Annotated in this window: 16 protein-coding genes and 1 pseudogene; 4 read left to right on the top strand and 13 right to left on the bottom strand. The window is 70.8% G+C overall.

Features of this window, described 5'->3' with window-relative positions:
* Positions 1-35 precede the first annotated feature (35 nt).
* The 4 genes from ACFYPH_RS03580 to ACFYPH_RS03565 are packed head-to-tail and all read right to left on the bottom strand — an operon-like array spanning position 36 to position 4,115.
* A complete protein-coding gene (locus tag ACFYPH_RS03580) occupies positions 36-872 on the bottom strand; it encodes an ABC transporter permease (RefSeq protein WP_355063034.1) in 837 nt (278 codons plus the stop codon).
* Positions 872-1,777 carry an ABC transporter permease gene (locus tag ACFYPH_RS03575; RefSeq protein ID WP_354854261.1) on the bottom strand — a complete coding sequence of 302 codons (906 nt, stop codon included), beginning with the start codon at positions 1,775-1,777 and terminating at the stop codon, positions 872-874. Before ACFYPH_RS03575 ends, ACFYPH_RS03580 begins: the two co-directional genes overlap by 1 nt.
* Complete coding sequence (locus ACFYPH_RS03570) at positions 1,774-2,925, bottom strand: ABC transporter ATP-binding protein (RefSeq protein WP_387178581.1); 1,152 nt, start codon at positions 2,923-2,925, stop codon at positions 1,774-1,776. The genes ACFYPH_RS03575 and ACFYPH_RS03570 overlap by 4 nt, the downstream gene beginning before the upstream one ends.
* Positions 2,926-2,930: 5 nt before the next feature.
* Positions 2,931-4,115 (bottom strand): extracellular solute-binding protein, encoded by a 1,185-nt coding sequence (locus ACFYPH_RS03565; protein ID WP_387178578.1) that lies wholly within the window; start codon positions 4,113-4,115, stop codon positions 2,931-2,933.
* 216 nt (positions 4,116-4,331) lie between these two features.
* On the opposite strand from ACFYPH_RS03565, the gene ACFYPH_RS03560 reads away from it, so the two are divergent.
* Positions 4,332-4,844: an Lrp/AsnC family transcriptional regulator gene (locus ACFYPH_RS03560; RefSeq protein ID WP_354854255.1), complete on the top strand. Its 513-nt coding sequence runs from the start codon at positions 4,332-4,334 to the stop codon at positions 4,842-4,844.
* A 108-nt stretch (positions 4,845-4,952) separates the two neighbouring features.
* Here the strand turns inward: ACFYPH_RS03560 and ACFYPH_RS03555 are convergent, their stop codons facing one another.
* The gene (locus tag ACFYPH_RS03555) at positions 4,953-5,147 is read right to left on the bottom strand and encodes a DUF397 domain-containing protein (RefSeq protein WP_355063030.1); all 195 of its coding nucleotides are present in this window, start codon (positions 5,145-5,147) and stop codon (positions 4,953-4,955) included.
* Complete coding sequence (locus tag ACFYPH_RS03550; protein ID WP_355133672.1) at positions 5,138-5,881, bottom strand: DUF5753 domain-containing protein; 744 nt, start codon at positions 5,879-5,881, stop codon at positions 5,138-5,140. Before ACFYPH_RS03550 ends, ACFYPH_RS03555 begins: the two co-directional genes overlap by 10 nt.
* 644 nt (positions 5,882-6,525) lie before the next feature.
* Between ACFYPH_RS03550 and ACFYPH_RS03545 the strand changes: the two genes are divergently transcribed.
* Positions 6,526-7,872, top strand: coding sequence for an aspartate aminotransferase family protein (locus ACFYPH_RS03545; RefSeq protein ID WP_387178574.1), 1,347 nt, complete (start codon positions 6,526-6,528; stop codon positions 7,870-7,872).
* A 2-nt stretch (positions 7,873-7,874) separates the two neighbouring features.
* On the top strand, positions 7,875-9,251 hold the full coding sequence (locus ACFYPH_RS03540; protein WP_387179350.1) for an NAD(P)/FAD-dependent oxidoreductase: 1,377 nt from the start codon (positions 7,875-7,877) through the stop codon (positions 9,249-9,251).
* Between the two features lie 26 nt (positions 9,252-9,277).
* Here the strand turns inward: ACFYPH_RS03540 and ACFYPH_RS03535 are convergent, their stop codons facing one another.
* A complete protein-coding gene (locus ACFYPH_RS03535; protein ID WP_354854249.1) occupies positions 9,278-9,646 on the bottom strand; it encodes a DUF3499 domain-containing protein in 369 nt (122 codons plus the stop codon).
* Positions 9,647-9,798: 152 nt separating this feature from the next.
* Here ACFYPH_RS03535 and ACFYPH_RS03530 point away from each other — a divergent pair, with 152 nt between their 5' ends.
* Positions 9,799-10,248: a metallopeptidase family protein gene (locus ACFYPH_RS03530; RefSeq protein WP_007455785.1), complete on the top strand. Its 450-nt coding sequence runs from the start codon at positions 9,799-9,801 to the stop codon at positions 10,246-10,248.
* A gap of 61 nt (positions 10,249-10,309) precedes the next feature.
* Here the strand turns inward: ACFYPH_RS03530 and ACFYPH_RS03525 are convergent, their stop codons facing one another.
* From ACFYPH_RS03525 to ACFYPH_RS03500, 6 genes and pseudogenes are all read right to left on the bottom strand, one after another.
* Complete coding sequence (locus ACFYPH_RS03525) at positions 10,310-10,567, bottom strand: WhiB family transcriptional regulator (RefSeq protein WP_007455784.1); 258 nt, start codon at positions 10,565-10,567, stop codon at positions 10,310-10,312.
* Between the two features lie 456 nt (positions 10,568-11,023).
* The gene (locus tag ACFYPH_RS03520) at positions 11,024-11,353 is read right to left on the bottom strand and encodes a phospholipase (protein WP_387178571.1); all 330 of its coding nucleotides are present in this window, start codon (positions 11,351-11,353) and stop codon (positions 11,024-11,026) included.
* 21 nt (positions 11,354-11,374) lie between these two features.
* A complete protein-coding gene (locus tag ACFYPH_RS03515) occupies positions 11,375-12,769 on the bottom strand; it encodes a DUF4331 domain-containing protein (RefSeq protein WP_387178568.1) in 1,395 nt (464 codons plus the stop codon).
* Positions 12,770-12,819: 50 nt separating this feature from the next.
* Entirely contained in the window at positions 12,820-13,098 is a 279-nt protein-coding gene (locus ACFYPH_RS03510; protein ID WP_354854243.1) for a hypothetical protein, read from the bottom strand.
* A 163-nt stretch (positions 13,099-13,261) separates the two neighbouring features.
* Positions 13,262-15,805 carry a bifunctional FO biosynthesis protein CofGH gene (locus ACFYPH_RS03505; RefSeq protein WP_387178565.1) on the bottom strand — a complete coding sequence of 848 codons (2,544 nt, stop codon included), beginning with the start codon at positions 15,803-15,805 and terminating at the stop codon, positions 13,262-13,264.
* Between the two features lie 235 nt (positions 15,806-16,040).
* Positions 16,041-16,474, bottom strand: a pseudogene (locus tag ACFYPH_RS03500) (hypothetical protein); the annotation flags it as partial.

The raw sequence follows: 16,474 nt of genomic DNA, 5'->3' as shown, positions 1-16,474 counted from the left end.
CGGCGGCCCGGTCGGGCGGCCCGCATCCAGGACGGTCATGACGAGCGACGCGCCTGCGGCACCGGGCCGGCCAGCAGCGCGGCGCGGCGAGCACGCCGCCCGCGCAGCGAGCTGAGCCCGACCAGCAGCAGCGCGATGGCGAACATCGCGGTGCCGATGACGTTGACCTGCGGCGGGATGCCCCGCTGGGCGGCGCCCCAGACGTACATGGGGAACGTGACTGTCGTGCCGGCGTTGAAGTTCGTGATGATGAAGTCGTCGAAGCTCAACGAGAACGCCAGCAGCGCGGCGGACACGATGCCGGGCAGCACCAGCGGCAGGGTGATCCGCCGGAAGGTCTGCCACTCGTTGGCGTAGAGGTCCATGGCGGCCTCCTCCAGCCGCCGGTCCATTCCGGCGAGCCGCGCCTTGACCGTCACCACCACGAACGACACGCAGAACATCACGTGCGCGATGACGATGGTCCAGAAGCCCTGCGGCACCCCGGCCGAGACGAACAGGGCCAGCAGCGACGTGCCCATCACCAGCTCCGGGGTGGCCATCGGCAGGAAGATCAGCACGTTGATGCCGGACCGGCCGCGGAAGCGGTGCCGGACCAGCGCGAACGCCATCAGGGTGCCGAGCACTGTGGCGACCACCGTGGCGATGAAACCGATCTGCACACTGCGCACGACCGCGTCGCACATGTCGGAGGTGGCGCAGGGCTGCCGCCAGTTGTCCAGCGTGAACTCGTTGAAGTCGTACGACAGGCGGCTCGACGGGCGGTTGAACGACAGCCCGGCCACCACCAGGATCGGCAGCGCGAGGTAGCCGAGCACCAGCAGCGCCACGATCATCACCCAGCGATCGGCCAGCCAACGGGAGACCCGCATCAGAGCACCTCCTCCGTGCCGGCCCTGCGCAGGTAGCCGAAGACCACCGCGAGGATCGCCGCCATCAGCAGGAACGACAGCGCGGCGCCCTGCGGGTAGTCCAGCCGGACCAGGAACGCCGAGTCGATGACGTTGCCGATCATGTATTCGTTCGGGGTGCCGAGCAGTTCGGCGTTGATGTAGTCGCCGCTGGCCGGGATGAAGAACAGCAGCGTGCCGGCGACCAGGCCGGGCATGGACAACGGCAGGGTCACCCGGCGGAACGCCTGGACGCCGCTCGCGTACAGGTCGCTCGCCGCCTCCAACAGCCGGGGGTCCAGCCGCTCCAGGCTCGCGTACAGCGGCAGCACCAGGAACGGCAGGAAGTTGTACGTCAGGCCGAGCACCACAGCGAACGGCGTGGCCAGCAGCCGGCCGTCCGGCGCGAGCAGGTGCACGTCACGCAGCAGGCCGACCAGCGCGCCGTTGTCCGACAGGATCGTCTTCCAGGCCAGCGTGCGGACCAGGAAGCTGGTGAACATCGGCGCGACCACGCACACCAGCAGCAGGTTCTTCCACCGGCCGGCCTTCTGCGCGATGGCGTACGCCAACGGGTAGCCGAGCAGCAGCGCCAGCACCAGGGCCAGCCCGGCGTAGCCGAACGAGCGCAGCAGCTGCGGCCAGTACGCCTGCACGACGTCCGGGTAGTTGCCGAACGCCCACGTCATCGCGTACCCGGTGGAGAGCGAGCCGCTGGGGTCGTAGAGGCTCGCCGCGGCGAGCTGCAGCAGCGGCACGCCGAAGAACACCAGCAGCCAGACCGCGCCGGGCAGCAGCAACAGGTACGGCAGGAGCCGGAACCGCCCGGACCGGGCGGCCGGTGGCGGCGGCAGCTGCCCCGGTTTGGTGGGGGCCAGGAGGGTCATGACGACGCGCCCACCGGCTCGTCGAGCACCGGCGTGGTCCGGTCGGTGTCGGCGGCGTCGCGGGCCAGCAGGAACGCGTGGCGCGGATCCCAGTACGCCACGGCCTCGCTGCCCACCGGCACCCGCGCCTCCGCGCCGTTGTTCGCCACGAAGACCGACAGCTCGGTGCCCCAACCGGTGCGCAGCAGGTACTGCGTGCTGACCCCCACGTAGGAGGCGTCGGTGACCACCCCGGTGAGGTGTTGGTGTCCTTGGGGGACCTGGTCGGCGGAGCCGACCAGATGCAGCTTCTCCGGGCGTACCCCCAGGTGGACCGGACCCCGGTCGGCGCGCGACCGGCCGGCGGGCACCGAGAAGCGCGCGCCGTGCGCCGTCACCGCGACCTCGCCGCCGCTCGTGCCGGCGGCCTCGCCGGCGAGCAGGTTGGACTGGCCGAGGAAGTTCGCCACGAACGCGGTGGCCGGGAACTCGTAGAGGTCGGCCGGGGCGCCCTGCTGCTCGATCCGGCCGGCGTTCATCACCGCGACGGTGTCGGCCATGGTCATGGCCTCCTCCTGGTCGTGGGTGACGTGCACGAAGGTGATACCGACCTCGGTCTGGATGCGCTTCAGCTCGATCTGCATCTGCCGGCGCAGCTTGAGGTCGAGCGCGCCCAGCGGCTCGTCGAGCAGCAGCACCTGCGGCTGGTTGATCAGAGCGCGGGCCAGCGCGACCCGCTGCTGCTGGCCACCGGAGAGCTGCGCCGGACGGCGCGGGCCGAAGCCGTCGAGCTGCACCAGCGACAGCATCCGCCGGACCTGGTCGTCGACCGAACGGATGCCGCGCCGCCGCAGCCCGAAGGCCACGTTCTCGAAGATGGTGAGGTGCGGAAACAGCGCGTAGCTCTGGAAGACCGTGTTGACCGGCCGCTTGTACGGCCGCAGCCGGGCGATGTCGGTGTCGCCGAGCAGCACCTGGCCGCTGGTCGGCTCCTCCAGCCCGGCGATCATCCGCAGGGTGGTGGTCTTGCCGCAGCCGGACGCGCCGAGCAGCGCGAAGAACGAGCCCTGCGGGATCGTCAGGCTGAGGTCGTCGACGGCGGTGAAGATGCCGAACCGCTTGGTGAGGTCGGCCAGGCGCAGATCGCCTGCGGGTGTCTCGCGTGTCATCCCCGTCACGCCCCGATGACCTGCTGGAACTTGCCCTCGTACTCCTTCTCCTGCTTTTCGTCCAGGGCCATGAACACCTTGGACTTCGCCAGCAGCGTTTCGTCGGGGAAGATCAGCGGGTTGGCGGCCAGCTCCGGGTCGATCTTCTCCATCTCGGCCTGGGCGCCCTTGACCGGACAGATGTAGTTGACGTACGCGGCGAGCTTCGCCGCTGCCGCCGGCTCGTAGTAGTAGTTGATCAGCGCTTCGGCGTTGCCCTTGTGGGTGGCCTTGTTCGGGACCATCATGTTGTCGCTGAACAGCATCACGCCGGAGTCCGGGGCGACGAACTGCACCTTCTCGTTCTCACTGGAGAGCTGGATGACGTCCCCGGACCAGCCGATGCACGCTGCGATGTCGCCCTTGGCCAGGTCGGGTGCGTAGTCGTTGCCGGTGAACTTGCGGATCTGCCCGGAGTCGACGGCCTTCTTGAGCTTGTTGAGCGCGTCGTCGAACTGGGCGGCGGTGAAGTTCGACGGGTCGTGCCCGTTCGAGCCGAGCAGCAGGCCCATGGTGTCGCGCATCTCGCTGAGCGCCGTCACCTTGCCCTTGAGATCGGGGCGGGTCAGCAGCTCGTCGACGGTCCGCAGCTCCTTGGTGACGCTGCCGTTGTACGCCAACCCGGCCAGGCCAGACTGCCACGGGATCGAGATGCGGTTCTCGGTGTCGAACGAGCGGTTGAGCAGCGACGGCAACAGGTTCGCCTGGACGTTCGGGATCTTCGCCGCGTCGAGCTTCTGGATCCAGCCGAGCCGGATCATCCGCGCGGCCATCCAGTCGGTCAGCACGATGATGTCCCGGTCGGTGCTCTGGCAGGCGGCCAGCTGGTTCTGCACCTTGCCGAAGAACTCGTTGTTGTCGTTGATGTCCTCGGTGTAGGTGACCTGGATGCCGGTCTTTGTGATGAACTCGTCCAGGCTCGGCCGCTTGGACTCGTCCTTCTCGTCGACGTCCATGTACTGCGGCCAGTTGGAGAAGGCAAGCTTCTTCTCGGTGCCGGACAGGTCTTCGCTGACGCAGCCGGCCTCGGTCTGCTGGGCGCCCTTGGTGCCGCAGCCGGCGAGGCTGCCGCCCGCAGCGAGCAGGGCGGCCGATCCGAGAGTGCCGGTGAGCAGTCCACGCCGGGAGAGGGGCCGGAGGGGAGTACGCATGACGACTCCTAGGGGTCATCGTCGGCGGGCGGGACGGGGGAGGCGCGCGCCGGCGGGAATGTCGGGAGGCTCAAGTACCAGGGACGACTGATCCTGACATGAGAGACCCTCTCTCACAAGGGATTCCGTTGCGGGGTTAGCGATGCACGACGAAATACGCCAGACTGCGCGGGGACACACGCACGACATCACGATTCGGGACATGGGGAGCGCACGATGACGAACCGGCAGCACGAGAACGGCAACGGCGGTCGACGCGTCGCCGTACGTGAAGGTGCCAGTCACGCTCTGCTGGACGACGTGGCCAAGCAGATCATCGAACAGCTCCAGGAGGATGGCCGACGGCCGTACGCGACGATCGGCAAGGCGGTCGGCCTCTCCGAGGCGGCGGTCCGCCAGCGGGTCCAGCGGCTCCTCGACTCGGGCGTCATGCAGATCGTCGCGGTGACCGATCCGCTCCAGCTCGGCTTCCCCCGCCAGGCGATGATCGGGCTGCGTACCGACGGCGACCTGGAGGCGGTGGCCGACCGGCTGGCCGAGCTGGACGAGGTCGACTACGTGGTCATCACCGCCGGGTCGTTCGACCTGCTCACCGAGGTGGTCTGCCGCAACGACGACCACCTGCTGGAGATCCTGCAACGGCTGCGCGCGGTGCCCGGCGTGCTCGCCACCGAGGCGTTCGTGTACCTCAAACTCCGCAAGCAGACCTACACCTGGGGTACGGCCTGACGCGCTTTTGATGGCGCTTGATCGACTAGGGGCTTGATCGACTCGGCTTTCAGGAAGTCGGGGTGTCCCTGCCGCTCCGATACCCCGGTTTCCGTGAACCCGAGTGGATCAGCGTGCCGTTGCCCGGACTGCGTCGACGAACGACGTCCAGGCGGTCGGCGCGAAGGTCAGGGTGCCACCGTCGCGGTCCTTGCTGTCGCGCACCAGCACCCGACCGGGCAAGTTGTCGGCCACCTCGACGCAGTCGCCACCGTTGTTGCTGCTACGGGTCGCAGTGCGCCAGCGCGCGTCGGTCATGTCCATGTCGCAGCCACTTCCCTGATCAGCTCGATCGACTGACGTTGGGGCAACGCCTCACCGGTGACGCTCTCCCACCTGCGTCCCAGGTTAGCGACGTCGAGAGGATCGGTCACGATCTGACCGCGGAGCTGGTTGTCGAGATACGCCAATTCGGTCCCGTCGGGCAGCCTGCCCAGCACGAAGGGGCCGGCCAACCCGGTGTGCCATGGGTTCTCGGCGGGAATGACCCGGACCTGCACGTGCTCCCACTCCCCCGCCGAGGCGAGGTGCCGGAGCTGCCCGGCCATCACCGAGCCGTCGCCGACCGGCCGGCGGAGCACCACCTCGTCGAGCACCGCGACGAGCTGGGGTGGGGCGTCGCGGCGAAGCACCGCCTGGCGGTCGATGCGGCTGGCCACGATCTGGTCCACTTCGGAGGGCGGGACCAGTCCGCCGGTGTTCAGGATCGCGCGGGCGTACCCCTCGGTCTGGAGCAGGCCCGGCACGAGCAGCGGCTGGTAGGAGCGGATCGAGGTGGCGTCCTGTTCCAGCTCGGCCCACGGTCGGAACCACGGCAGGTATCGACGGCGGAACGGCTCCGGCCAGAGATCGGCCGCGTCCCGGCGCAGGACCTCGGCCACCGCGATCCGGGTACGCGGATGCGGGATGTGCCCCGCGGCGAGCCACCGCGCCGCCGTCTTCGGGTGGACGTCGACCTTCTCGGCCAGCGACTCGACCGTCTCCCCTGCCACGGCCATCGCCACCCGCAACGCCTCGTTCGCCACCGGATCCTCCCGCCCGCCGGGTGCACACTGCGGCGCACGATAGCCACGCTGCGTGTCGCTGTCCGCCGCCTACCGGCGTGTTGCGGTGGACGTGTTGACGCGCATCCAGAACGCTCCGCAACTGCCCCCAGGGCGCCCCACCCCCGTCCCGGCTGCTCGACCCGTTGCTCCACTCCTCTGATCGACTCACTTGATCCACTCGACATCGCCGATATCGCGGTATCAACTCCGCCCCGACACCGCGACATCGGCGATACGGAGTGGATCGTGGCCGGCGAGCCGGGCCGGCAGGGCATCGCTCGCGTCCTTTGCTCTGCTTCAACCGGCGCAACACCCCGCGTCCGGATACCGGACGTGCACTGTTGCGTCCGTTGAAGCAGAGCAAAGGAGGCCGACCAGGGGTCAGCGGGCAGCCCGGCGCGCCCGCTGGGCACGACGAGCAGGGCCGACGCCCGTGCGGATTCCGTCGCAGCTAGGGCAATTTCTCGCCGAATCCGTCGTCCTTAGGCTTAGGCACTACCGATCACACTTGCTTTCCCGGGTCGTGCTGTGCGATAACCGTTGGCAGAGCGGCCGGCTTCACCCCTTTGACCGGCCCGACGACCGATGGGGCTGACATGGCCAACGCCACCGACCACCTCTGGATGCACTTCACCCGGATGGCGAGCTACACCGCCGGCGAGGTGCCGACCATCGTGCGCGGCGAGGGCGCGTACGTGTGGGACGCGCAGGGCCGCCGCTACCTCGACGGGCTGGCCGGGCTGTTCGTCGTCAACGCCGGTCACGGCCGCACCGAGCTGGCCGAGGCCGCCGCCAAGCAGGCCGGTGAGCTGGCGTACTTCCCGCTGTGGTCGTACGCGCACCCGAAGGCCGTCGAGCTGGCCGAGAAGATCGCCTCGCTCACCCCGGGCGACCTCAACCGGGTCTTCTTCACCACCGGCGGCTCGGAGGCCGTCGAGGCCGCGTGGAAGCTGGCCCGGGCCTACTTCAAGCGCACCGGTCAGCCCAACAAGCACAAGGTGGTCAGCCGCTACATCGCCTACCACGGCACCTCGATGGGCGCGCTGTCGATCACCGGCCTGCCCGGCATCAAGAGCGACTTCGAGCCGCTGGTGCCCGGTGGGATCAAGGTGCCGAACACCAACTTCTACCGGGCGCCCGAGCACGGCGACGACGCCGAGGCGTTCGGCCGCTGGGCCGCCGACGAGATCGGCCGGGCCATCGAGCGCGAGGGGCCGGACACCGTCGCCGCGGTCTTCCTGGAGCCCGTGCAGAACTCCGGCGGCTGCTTCCCACCCCCGCCCGGCTACTTCGAGCGGGTCCGGGAGATCTGCGACGCGTACGACGTGCTGCTCGTCTCCGACGAGGTGATCTGTTCCTGGGGTCGGCTCGGCGAGTACTTCGGCGCCGTGCGCTACGGCTACCAGCCGGACATCATCACCACCGCCAAGGGCATCACCTCGGGGTACGCCCCGCTCGGCGCGATGATCGCCAGCGACCGGCTGATGGAACCGTTCCTCACCGAGACCGGGATGTTCGCCCACGGGGTGACGTTCGGCGGACACCCCGTGTCCTGCGCGGTGGCCCTGGCCAACCTGGAGGTCTTCGCCCGCGAGGATCTCGTCGGGCACGTACGGGCCAACGAGGACGCGTTCCGCGCCACCCTGGAGAAGCTGCACGACCTGCCGATCGTCGGCGACGTGCGGGGCGACGGCTACTTCTACGGCATCGAGCTGGTCAAGGACAAGACGACCCGGGAGACGTTCGACGAGGCCGAGTCGGAGCGGCTGCTGCGCGGCTTCCTGTCGACCGCGCTGTTCCAGGCCGGTCTCTACTGCCGGGCCGACGACCGGGGCGACCCCGTCATCCAGCTCGCCCCGCCGCTGATCGCCGAGCAGCAGCACTTCGACGAGATCGAGCAGATCCTCCGCACGGTGCTGACCGAGGCGTGGTCGCGGCTCTGACCATGGGCTACGAGAATCTGTCGTACTGGCTGTCCAGCCTGGACGAGCCGCTCACGCCGCGGCCGGCGCTGCCCGGCGACACGGACGCCGACGTGGTGATCGTGGGCGCCGGCTACACCGGGCTGTGGACGGCGTACCACCTGGCCCAGGCCGATCCGACGCTGCGGGTCGTCGTCCTGGAGCGGGAGATCGCGGGGTACGGGGCGTCCGGGCGCAACGGCGGCTGGTGCTCGGCGCTCTTTCCCACGTCACTGACCGGGCTGGCCCGCCGGCACGGCCGCGACGCGGCTGTCGCCATGCAGCGGGCACTGCACGACACCGTCCGTGCGGTGGGCAGGGTGGTCGCGGCCGAGGGCATCGACTGCGACTGGGCCGACGGCGGCACCGTCACGCTCGCCCGCACCGGCCCGCAGCTCGCCCGGGCCCGGGCCGCCGTGGACGAGGCCCGCGCGTTCGGCTTCGGCGCGGACCACCTGGCGCTCCTCGACGCCGACGAGGCCGCGGCCCGGTGCGGCGCCGAGGGGGTACGCGGTGGGACGTACACCCCGCACTGCGCGGTCGTGCACCCGGCGAAGCTGGTGCGTGGTCTGGCGCGGGCGGTGGAGCGACTCGGGGTGCGGATCCACGAGCAGACCACGGTGACCGCGATCCGGTCCGGCGCGGCGGTCACCGCGTCGGGGACGGTGCGGGCGTCGGTGGTGGTACGGGCCACCGAGGGGTACACGCCAATGCTGCCCGGCCTGCGACGCACGGTGGCGCCGGTGTACTCACTGATGGTGGCCACCGAACCGCTGCCGGCGCAGACCTGGGAGCGGATCGGCCTGGCGGATCGGGAGACGTTCTCCGACCACCGACACGTGATCATCTACGGCCAGCGGACGGCGGACGGTCGGCTGGCCTTCGGCGGGCGCGGTGCTCCGTACCATTTCGGGTCCCGGGTCTCTCCCGGCCAGGACCGGGAGCCACGGGTCTTCGCGGCGCTGCGGCGGACGCTGGGTGAACTGTTCCCGGTGCTCGGGCCGGACGTTCCGGTGACCCACACCTGGGGTGGCCCGCTCGGGGTGGCCCGGGACTGGGCCGCCTCGGTCGGATTCGACCGGGCCAGCGGGTTGGCCTGGGCGGGCGGCTACGTCGGGGACGGGGTGGGTTCCAGCAACCTCGCCGGCCGCACCCTGGCCGACCTGATCCGCGGCGAGCGCAGCGAGCTGACCAGCCTGCCCTGGGTCAACCACAGCTCGCCCCGCTGGGAGCCGGAACCCCTGCGCTGGCTGGCGATGAACACGGCTCTGCGCGTCATGACCAGCGCCGACGCCAAGGAGAACCGAACCAACCGCCCCTCCCACCGCGCCAAAACCCTGTCCCGCCTCCTGGGGCACTGACCGCGCTGGGCGGGCCGGGTGGGGGGTTAGTGGTTTGGGGGGATTACTCGGAGGTGGCCTCGGCGGCCCGTCTGGTGGGGGCCTTCCGGGTGGGCCTGGTCGTGCTCCGGGGGGCGGGGGGCCGGGCGAGCGGCCTCGCGAACCGCCTCGGCCAGCGCCACCAGGTCGTCCGTGGTGGGCGGGGGCGGCTCGAACTCACCCTCGTGCCGCACCACGTCCCAGCCGCGCGGCGCGGTGAGGCTGCGGGCGTGCTGCTCACACAGGTCGTACGTGTGCGGCTCGGCGAACGCCGCCAACGGGCCCACCACGGCGGTCGACTCGTTGTAGACATAGGTCAATGTGGCGACCGCTTGCCGGGGGCAGCCGTTACGGGAGCAGCGCCGTGGTGACCTCACGGCGGCAGGGTATCTCCATTACCGGGTCCGGCGCATCGCTTCGCGTTGCGACACGCCCGTCGCGGTGATCACAATTCCCGGTTCGGGTCGCGCCGCGCCAGAGGAGTGCCGCTGCCGCTGGCCGGCCCGGCACGGGGACTACCCTTTGCGTCATGACGAGCCCGGAACACCGCCGCCCCGGCCCCGGCCGGCGTGCGCACCGCGACCGGCACGGGCGTGGCCTGCGCGGGCGTCTGGTGCCGGCGACCGTGCCGTTGGCGCGGACCAAGGCCGAGGTCTTCGACGATCTGGTGCTGGACACCGTCGAGACGTTGGAGCGGCGGTTCGCCAAGGAGCTGGCCGGTGTCGAGTTCGCCGTCGAGGACGTCCCACCGGATCTGAACGTCTACGACTCCGACGTGCTGGAGGACGGCGAGGTGCCGCTGGCCCGGCTGCTGCCCGGCCGCCCCGGCCGCCAGGAGGTGCCGCCGCGCATCGTGTTGTACCGGCGACCGCTGGAGTTCCGCGCCATGGACCGCGAGGATCTCGCCGACCTCGTCCACGACGTGATCATCGAACAGGTGGCGAACCTGCTCGGGGTCGACCCGGACGAGCTGGCCTGAGCCGTACGCGCCCGTACGACGGCTGAGCCGGGCGGCCCCCACCGCCCCGACCCTGCACCGCTCAGGCGGCCCGCCGCTTCAACTTGCGCCGCTCCCGCTCGGAGAGCCCACCCCAGATGCCGAACCGCTCGTCGTGGCCGAGAGCGTATTCGAGGCATTCGGTCTTGACCTCGCAGCGCGAGCAGATTCGCTTCGCCTCGCGGGTCGAGCCGCCCTTCTCGGGAAAGAACGCCTCGGGGTCGGTCTGCGAGCACAGGGCCCGCTCCTGCCACTCCGGCGCGTTTCCGAGCAGGTCGGCCACCTCAAGCTGGCCGTCCATCAAATGCCTCCTTGTCGCGCACCGGCGTCATCGCCGCTGCAACCCCCCACGCGAAAGGCGTGTTTGTTCGTCCGGTCCCTTTTGTTGCGTTCCGTGCGAACAACCCCATTCAAATTACACGCGTGTAATGCGTGCGCCGTCAAGCCAAACTTGATAATGGAGTCGCCCTCCCGACACCCCTGGTCGGCCACCAGGACCGTCCCAGCCTCGCAACCTGCCCTATCGATTCAGACCCCGGCCGAGTAACGCCCTCTCCGGCGAGTTGCCCGACTTTTCTGCCGTGGCGCTCCCCCCGACGGGCCACCGCCGGGAGAGCACCAGCCCCCTCTCGCAAAGCTGATCTTGGTGGGGGACAGGTTAACGCGGCGCGGCGCAGACCGCCCGTCGAGCCGTGGACAGCACTCGCACCCCGCCCACAATGTGGACGGGGTGCGAGTGAAAAGTGGCGCTTCGAGGTCAGCCGGCGGCCCCAAAACCGCTGCTGGGCCACGCGAACTCGGCTATCCCTCCACCATGGACAGAAACGATGCCGGCGGACGTGTCCTCGTCCCACCAGACGGTATACAGACCGGCAGGCAGATCGGGATAGACCGCACTGTGGAACGACCCGTCCCGCACCCGACGCTCCCGTACCGCCGAGTGGACCCGCCAATCATCGCCGCGGCTGATCTCGATCTCCCGGCCGTGCAACTCCCGACCGGTGTAGACGATCAGGGCACCGGTGTCACCACCCAGTTCGAGGACGACACTCCCCGTCTCCGACGGCCCGTACGTGTGCTCGTGCATCCGCTGCTCCCCCGCCGAAGGTCAGGACGACGCCGGCGGGTTGTTGAACCCGTCGTACGGCGTACCGAGGTAGGGGAAGTTCGCGAGGAACGGGGCCGTCACGTCGGCGGCGCTCAACCCGGGGGTGACCGCGGCGGCCGCCGCGTCCGGGCGGAACGTCTTGTCGACCAGCGGGACGGTCACCCCGGCGATCGCCCGCAGCGCGATGCTGACCACGTCGTCGCCGACCCGCCGCCCGTTGGGGAAGCCGGCCAGGTCACCGCCGAGCACCCCGAACCGGTCCGGCCGGCGGGTCGGCGGGATCGCCGTGTTCAGCCGCAGCATGTCGGCCTGCACGTCACCGGTCGCGTTGGTGAAGCCCTCGATCAGCCCAGCCGGTACGCCGGTGAGCAGGATCGCCACCAGGTCGGCCCGGGCCTTCTTCGACTTGTTGAGCTTGTCCAGGTTGGGAAAGACGTCCGGGTAGAGGGCCGGCAGCAGCGCGGCCAGCTCGGGCCGCTCGACGAACTGCGCGAACCGCTTGTCCTCCGACGGTGGCAGCGAGTTCCACAGGTCCTTCTTGGACATCGGCACGATGACCTCGTTGAACAGCGGATTGCCCAGCCGGGAGACCTGGGTGAGCGGGCCGGTGGAGGTGTCCTGCGCGACCCGGTCGCCGAGCACCCGGACCTGCCGGCGCGACGCCGACGTCCACACACCGAGCACCGACGCCGGGTCGCCCGCGCCGTACCGGCTGGCGCGGCGGCGCACCTGCTTCAGCGGCACCTGCACGGCGAGGCTGTGCACGTTCATCCGGTCGGTGGCGTTGACCGGCTCCCCCTCGGCCTTGAAGATCTTCTTCCCGGCGACGTGCAGCTGCTGGAACGGCCGCAGCGTGCCGAGGTCGAAGATCGCCCCCAGGTCGACGAAGAAGCCGTCCGCGCGCTGGCCGGCGAAGACCCGCTCCCCCGTCGACAGCGTGTAGGTGGCCTGCCGGACGAGGTCGGCGTACTTCGGGGTGGACAGCGGGCCGACGTTGCACGGCGGGCAGGGCAGCTTGTGCGCGAGCCGGTGCTCCCGGCCGTCGGTCACCCGGGTCAGGCTGTAGAACTGCCGGCGGTTCCAGTTCTTGCTGTCCAGCGAGTCGATCGGCCCGGTGTTGTAGAGGAAGCTGTTCGGGTTGGTGATCTCGGTGGTGAACTCGAACCGGTAGGTGACGTCGGGCTGACCGTCACCGTCGTTGTCGATGTGGATCTCGTAGCGCACGTCGTCGCCGAACTCGAAGAAGTTCGGCCCCCCGGACGGGAGCTGCAAGGGCACGTAGTTGGCGATCAACGTGACCGTGTCGGGCTTGTCGGGGCTGACGAACGCGTAAAGGTCGGAGCTGTCGGCGACCGGATCCTTGGCAATCTCCGGAGCCTCGCGGTGGGAAGACATGGCGGACCAACCTCACTGGGCGGGGACTGATGGCGGGCGGAGCGTGCGGGTCAGCGCCGGGCTGCGCGCCGCAGTCGGTCCGCCAGGCCGCGGTCGCGTACCTCGATCCGGGATTCACCGACGAAGACGTCCATCGTTCCGGACGCGGCGTCGCGCAGGTGCACGACGATCGGTTCGTCGTCCCGACCTGCCGCGCCCGGCGCGTTCTGCGCGGCCGACAGACCCGGCACGGTGAGTGCGGCGGCGCCGAGGGTGGCGCTGGCCGCGGCGGTCAACGTCTGCCGGCGGGTCAGTCGCGGCCAGGGCCGCTTCCGCTGATCACTGGTCATGGGCAACCTTTCCGGCGGCGGCGCGTACGCGCCCGCGGTGACGGACGGGTCCGGTGCCGTCGAGGTGACGCCGCCGGGCCCCTGAGGGAACACCGGCGGCGGTCCTCGCCGCGACCGCCGCCGGCACCGCTTGGTACGGCCGACGGCGGGAAAAGGTTCGACTTCAGCGCGGAGCGTGACCGTACGCAGTCGATCGCTTGCGCGCCGGACGACCGGCGGCCTTCGCGATGGCCCGCAACTGCTCCTCGGTACGCGCCGACCCGTTGCCGGAGCCGGCCATCCGGGAGATGGTCTCCTCCATCAGCGTGCCGCCCAGGTCGTTGCAGCCACCCTGGAGCATCGCCACGGTGCCCTCGTCGCCGAGCTTCACCCAGGAACACTGGATGTTGTCGATCCGGCCGTGCAGCAGCAGCCGCGACATGGCGTGCACCACCCGGTTCTCCCGCCAGGTCGGCCCCGGGCGGGCGATGCCGGCCAGGTAGATCGGCGCGTTGGTGTGCACGAACGGCAGCGCCACGAACTCGGTGAACCCGCCGGTGCGGTCCTGCACGCCGGCCAGCACCCGGAAGTGCGCCAGCCACTGTCCGGGGTGGTCGACGTGGCCGTACATCATGGTGGAGCTGGACCTGATGCCCAGCTCGTGGGCCGTGCTGACCACCTCGACCCAGGCGGCGGCCGGCAGTTTGCCTTTGGTGAGCACCCAGCGCACGTCGTCGTCGAGGATCTCGGCGGCGGTGCCCGGGATGGTGTCCAGCCCCGCCTCGCGCAGCTGGGTCAGCCATTCGCGCACCGGCACACCGGCCTTCGCGGCGGCGGTGACGATCTCCATCGGGGAGAACGCGTGCACGTGCATCTCCGGCACGCGGGCCTTGATCGCGCGCACGATGTCGGCGTACCCGGTGACCGGCATCTTCGGGTCGATGCCGCCCTGGAGGCACACCTCGCTGGCACCGGCCGCCCACGCCTGCTCGGCCCGGTCGGCGACCTGGTCGACGGAGAGCCGGTACGCGTCGGCGTCCCGCTCACGCTGGGCGAACGCGCAGAACCGGCAGCCCACGTAGCAGACGTTGCTGAAGTTGATGTTGCGGTTGACCACGTAGGTGACGTCGTCGCCGACCGCGTCGCGGCGCACGTCGTCGGCGAGCCGGCACAGCTCGTCCAGCGCCGGCCCGTCCGCGCCGAACAGCGCCAGCGCCGCGTCGGTGTGCCGGGGATCGAGCAGGGCCGCCGGGTCGTCGGCCGCCAGCCGCAGCCCGGCCGCCAGGTCACGGTCCGCACCACTGCCGGCCAGCGCCGGGGGTACGCCCGCTCGCTGCGCCGCCGCCTCGGGGGTGACCTTGCCGGCGACCTCGGACCAGTCGCCGTAGACGCTGTCGAAGTCGCCGCGCCGGTCGTCGGTGCGGCCGGTGGTGTCGATGGTGGCGTGCAGGTCGGTGCGCCCGCCGAACGTCTCCTCCGGCTCCTGCCAGGGGCGCCCCTGCGGGAGGGCCGACTCGACCGCCATGCCGGTCGCCGGGTCGGCGAGGGCGTTCACGTGGGGCAGCAGCCGCGGGTCGAGCCACGGGTCACCGGCGCGCACGTACTCCGGGTAGATGGTCAACCGCTCCCGCAGCGTGAACCCGGCCAGCTCGGTGTGCCGGGCCAACTCCTCGATCTGCGGCCACGGGCGTTCCGGGTTGACGTGGTCCGGGGTGAGCGGGGAGACGCCGCCCCAGTCGTCGATGCCGGCGCGCAGCAGCAGGGCGTACTCGCCGGCGATGAGGTTCGGCGGGGCCTGGATGCGGGCCTTCGGGCCGAGCAGCAGTCGGGCCACCGCCACCGTGGCGGCCAGGTCGTGCAGTTCCGCGTCGGGCATGCCGCGCATCGCCGTGTCCGGCTTGGCGCGGAAGTTCTGCACGATCACCTCCTGGAGGTGGCCGTACTCCCGGTGCGCGCGGCGGATCGCGAACAGCGCGTCCACCCGCTCGGCCGGGGTCTCCCCGATGCCGATGAGGATGCCGGTGGTGAACGGCACCCCGACCCGTCCCGCGTCGTCGAGCACCCGCAGCCGGACCGCGGGCTCCTTGTCCGGCGACCCGTAGTGCGGGCCGCCCGGCTCGGACCACAACCGGGTCGCGGTGGTCTCCAGCATCATGCCCATGCTCGGGGCGACGGGCTTGAGCCGTTGCAGCTCCGACCAGGACAGCACGCCCGGGTTGAGGTGCGGCAGCAGGCCCGTCTTTTCCAGCACGGCCACCGCGCAGGCGCGCAGATAGTCCAGAGTGGAGTCGTAGCCGCGCTCGTCGAGCCAGCTCCGGGCCGCCGGCCAGCGCTCCTCCGGCCGGTCACCGAGGGTGAACAGGGCCTCCTTGCAGCCCTGGGCGGCACCGGCCCGGGCGATGGCCAGCACCTCGTCGCGGTCCAGGAACGGCGCCGGCAGCCGGTGCGGCACGGTGGCGAACGTGCAGTAGTGGCAACGGTCCCGGCAGAGCCGGGTCAGCGGAATGAAGACCTTCTTCGAGTACGTGACCACGCCCGGCCGCCCGGCGTCACGAAGCCCGGCGTCGCGGATCCCACCGGCGGTCCGGAGCAGCTCGTCGAGCGCGTCGCCACGGGCGGCGAGCAGCGCGGTCGCCTCGTCGACGTCGAGCGCGCGCCCGGTCGCGGCCCGGCCCAGGGCCCGCCGCACGCTCGCCTCGCTCGGACCGGAGTGGGTGCGATCAACCATCCGCTCAGCCTATGCGCAGCGCGGGCCCGACCCACCAGACCCGGCCCGCAGCGTGGGAAACCGCACCCCATGATCACTTGATGCGTCGGTGGAGGGGGCGGGCACCACCTGCGGCTCCTTTGCTCTGCTTCAACCTACGCAACACCGTGCGTCCGATATTCGGACGCCGGGTGTTGCCTCGGTTGAAGCAGAGCAAAGGAGGACCCGAACATCACCAGCCCGGAGGGCTGGCGGCTCAGCGGGTCTGGTCGGGGTGCTCGCCCGGGTTGATGTGTTGGGTGCGGTCGGCGTCGGGGCCGGCCGGGCGCGGGATGGCCTGGGTGGGGTCGGCCGACGCCGGCTCGGCGGACTGACGCGGGATCGTCTGGGTCGGGTCGGCCGACGGCGGCTGCCCGAACGGCGGCGCGGGCGGCGCCGACTGCGGAGCGGGGTTGGCCGGGGGCGCGGACTGCGGGAACGGCGGCGCCGACTGCGGAGCAGCCTGGAACGGCGGGGCGGACTGCGGAGCAGCCTGGAACGGCGGGGCGGACTGCGGAGCAGCCTGGAACGGCGGCGCGGACTGCGGGGCGGCCTGGAACGGCGGCGCGGACTGCGGGGCGGCCTGGAACGGCGGCGCGGACTGCGGGGCGGCCTGGAACGGCGGCGCGGACTGCGGGGCGGCCTGGTACG

Origin of the sequence: Micromonospora sp. NPDC005252, assembly GCF_042872475.1 — a bacterium.
Classification (GTDB): Bacteria; Actinomycetota; Actinomycetes; order Mycobacteriales; family Micromonosporaceae; genus Micromonospora.
Note: the sequence above shows the minus strand (reverse complement) of the source record. Positions and strands in the feature narration are given on the sequence as shown.

What these genes read in the sequence shown, in the direction of transcription:
- ACFYPH_RS03580 (WP_355063034.1), bottom strand. Translation starts at nt 872, where the DNA reads ATGCGGGTCTCCCGTTGGCTGGCCGATCGCTGGGTGATGATCGTGGCG.
- ACFYPH_RS03575 (WP_354854261.1), bottom strand. Translation starts at nt 1,777, where the DNA reads ATGACCCTCCTGGCCCCCACCAAACCGGGGCAGCTGCCGCCGCCACCG.
- ACFYPH_RS03570 (WP_387178581.1), bottom strand. Translation starts at nt 2,925, where the DNA reads ATGACACGCGAGACACCCGCAGGCGATCTGCGCCTGGCCGACCTCACC.
- ACFYPH_RS03565 (WP_387178578.1), bottom strand. Translation starts at nt 4,115, where the DNA reads ATGCGTACTCCCCTCCGGCCCCTCTCCCGGCGTGGACTGCTCACCGGC.
- ACFYPH_RS03560 (WP_354854255.1), top strand. Translation starts at nt 4,332, where the DNA reads ATGACGAACCGGCAGCACGAGAACGGCAACGGCGGTCGACGCGTCGCC.
- ACFYPH_RS03555 (WP_355063030.1), bottom strand. Translation starts at nt 5,147, where the DNA reads ATGGACATGACCGACGCGCGCTGGCGCACTGCGACCCGTAGCAGCAAC.
- ACFYPH_RS03550 (WP_355133672.1), bottom strand. Translation starts at nt 5,881, where the DNA reads ATGGCCGTGGCAGGGGAGACGGTCGAGTCGCTGGCCGAGAAGGTCGAC.
- ACFYPH_RS03545 (WP_387178574.1), top strand. Translation starts at nt 6,526, where the DNA reads ATGGCCAACGCCACCGACCACCTCTGGATGCACTTCACCCGGATGGCG.
- ACFYPH_RS03540 (WP_387179350.1), top strand. Translation starts at nt 7,875, where the DNA reads ATGGGCTACGAGAATCTGTCGTACTGGCTGTCCAGCCTGGACGAGCCG.
- ACFYPH_RS03530 (WP_007455785.1), top strand. Translation starts at nt 9,799, where the DNA reads ATGACGAGCCCGGAACACCGCCGCCCCGGCCCCGGCCGGCGTGCGCAC.
- ACFYPH_RS03525 (WP_007455784.1), bottom strand. Translation starts at nt 10,567, where the DNA reads ATGGACGGCCAGCTTGAGGTGGCCGACCTGCTCGGAAACGCGCCGGAG.
- ACFYPH_RS03520 (WP_387178571.1), bottom strand. Translation starts at nt 11,353, where the DNA reads ATGCACGAGCACACGTACGGGCCGTCGGAGACGGGGAGTGTCGTCCTC.
- ACFYPH_RS03515 (WP_387178568.1), bottom strand. Translation starts at nt 12,769, where the DNA reads ATGTCTTCCCACCGCGAGGCTCCGGAGATTGCCAAGGATCCGGTCGCC.
- ACFYPH_RS03510 (WP_354854243.1), bottom strand. Translation starts at nt 13,098, where the DNA reads ATGACCAGTGATCAGCGGAAGCGGCCCTGGCCGCGACTGACCCGCCGG.
- ACFYPH_RS03505 (WP_387178565.1), bottom strand. Translation starts at nt 15,805, where the DNA reads ATGGTTGATCGCACCCACTCCGGTCCGAGCGAGGCGAGCGTGCGGCGG.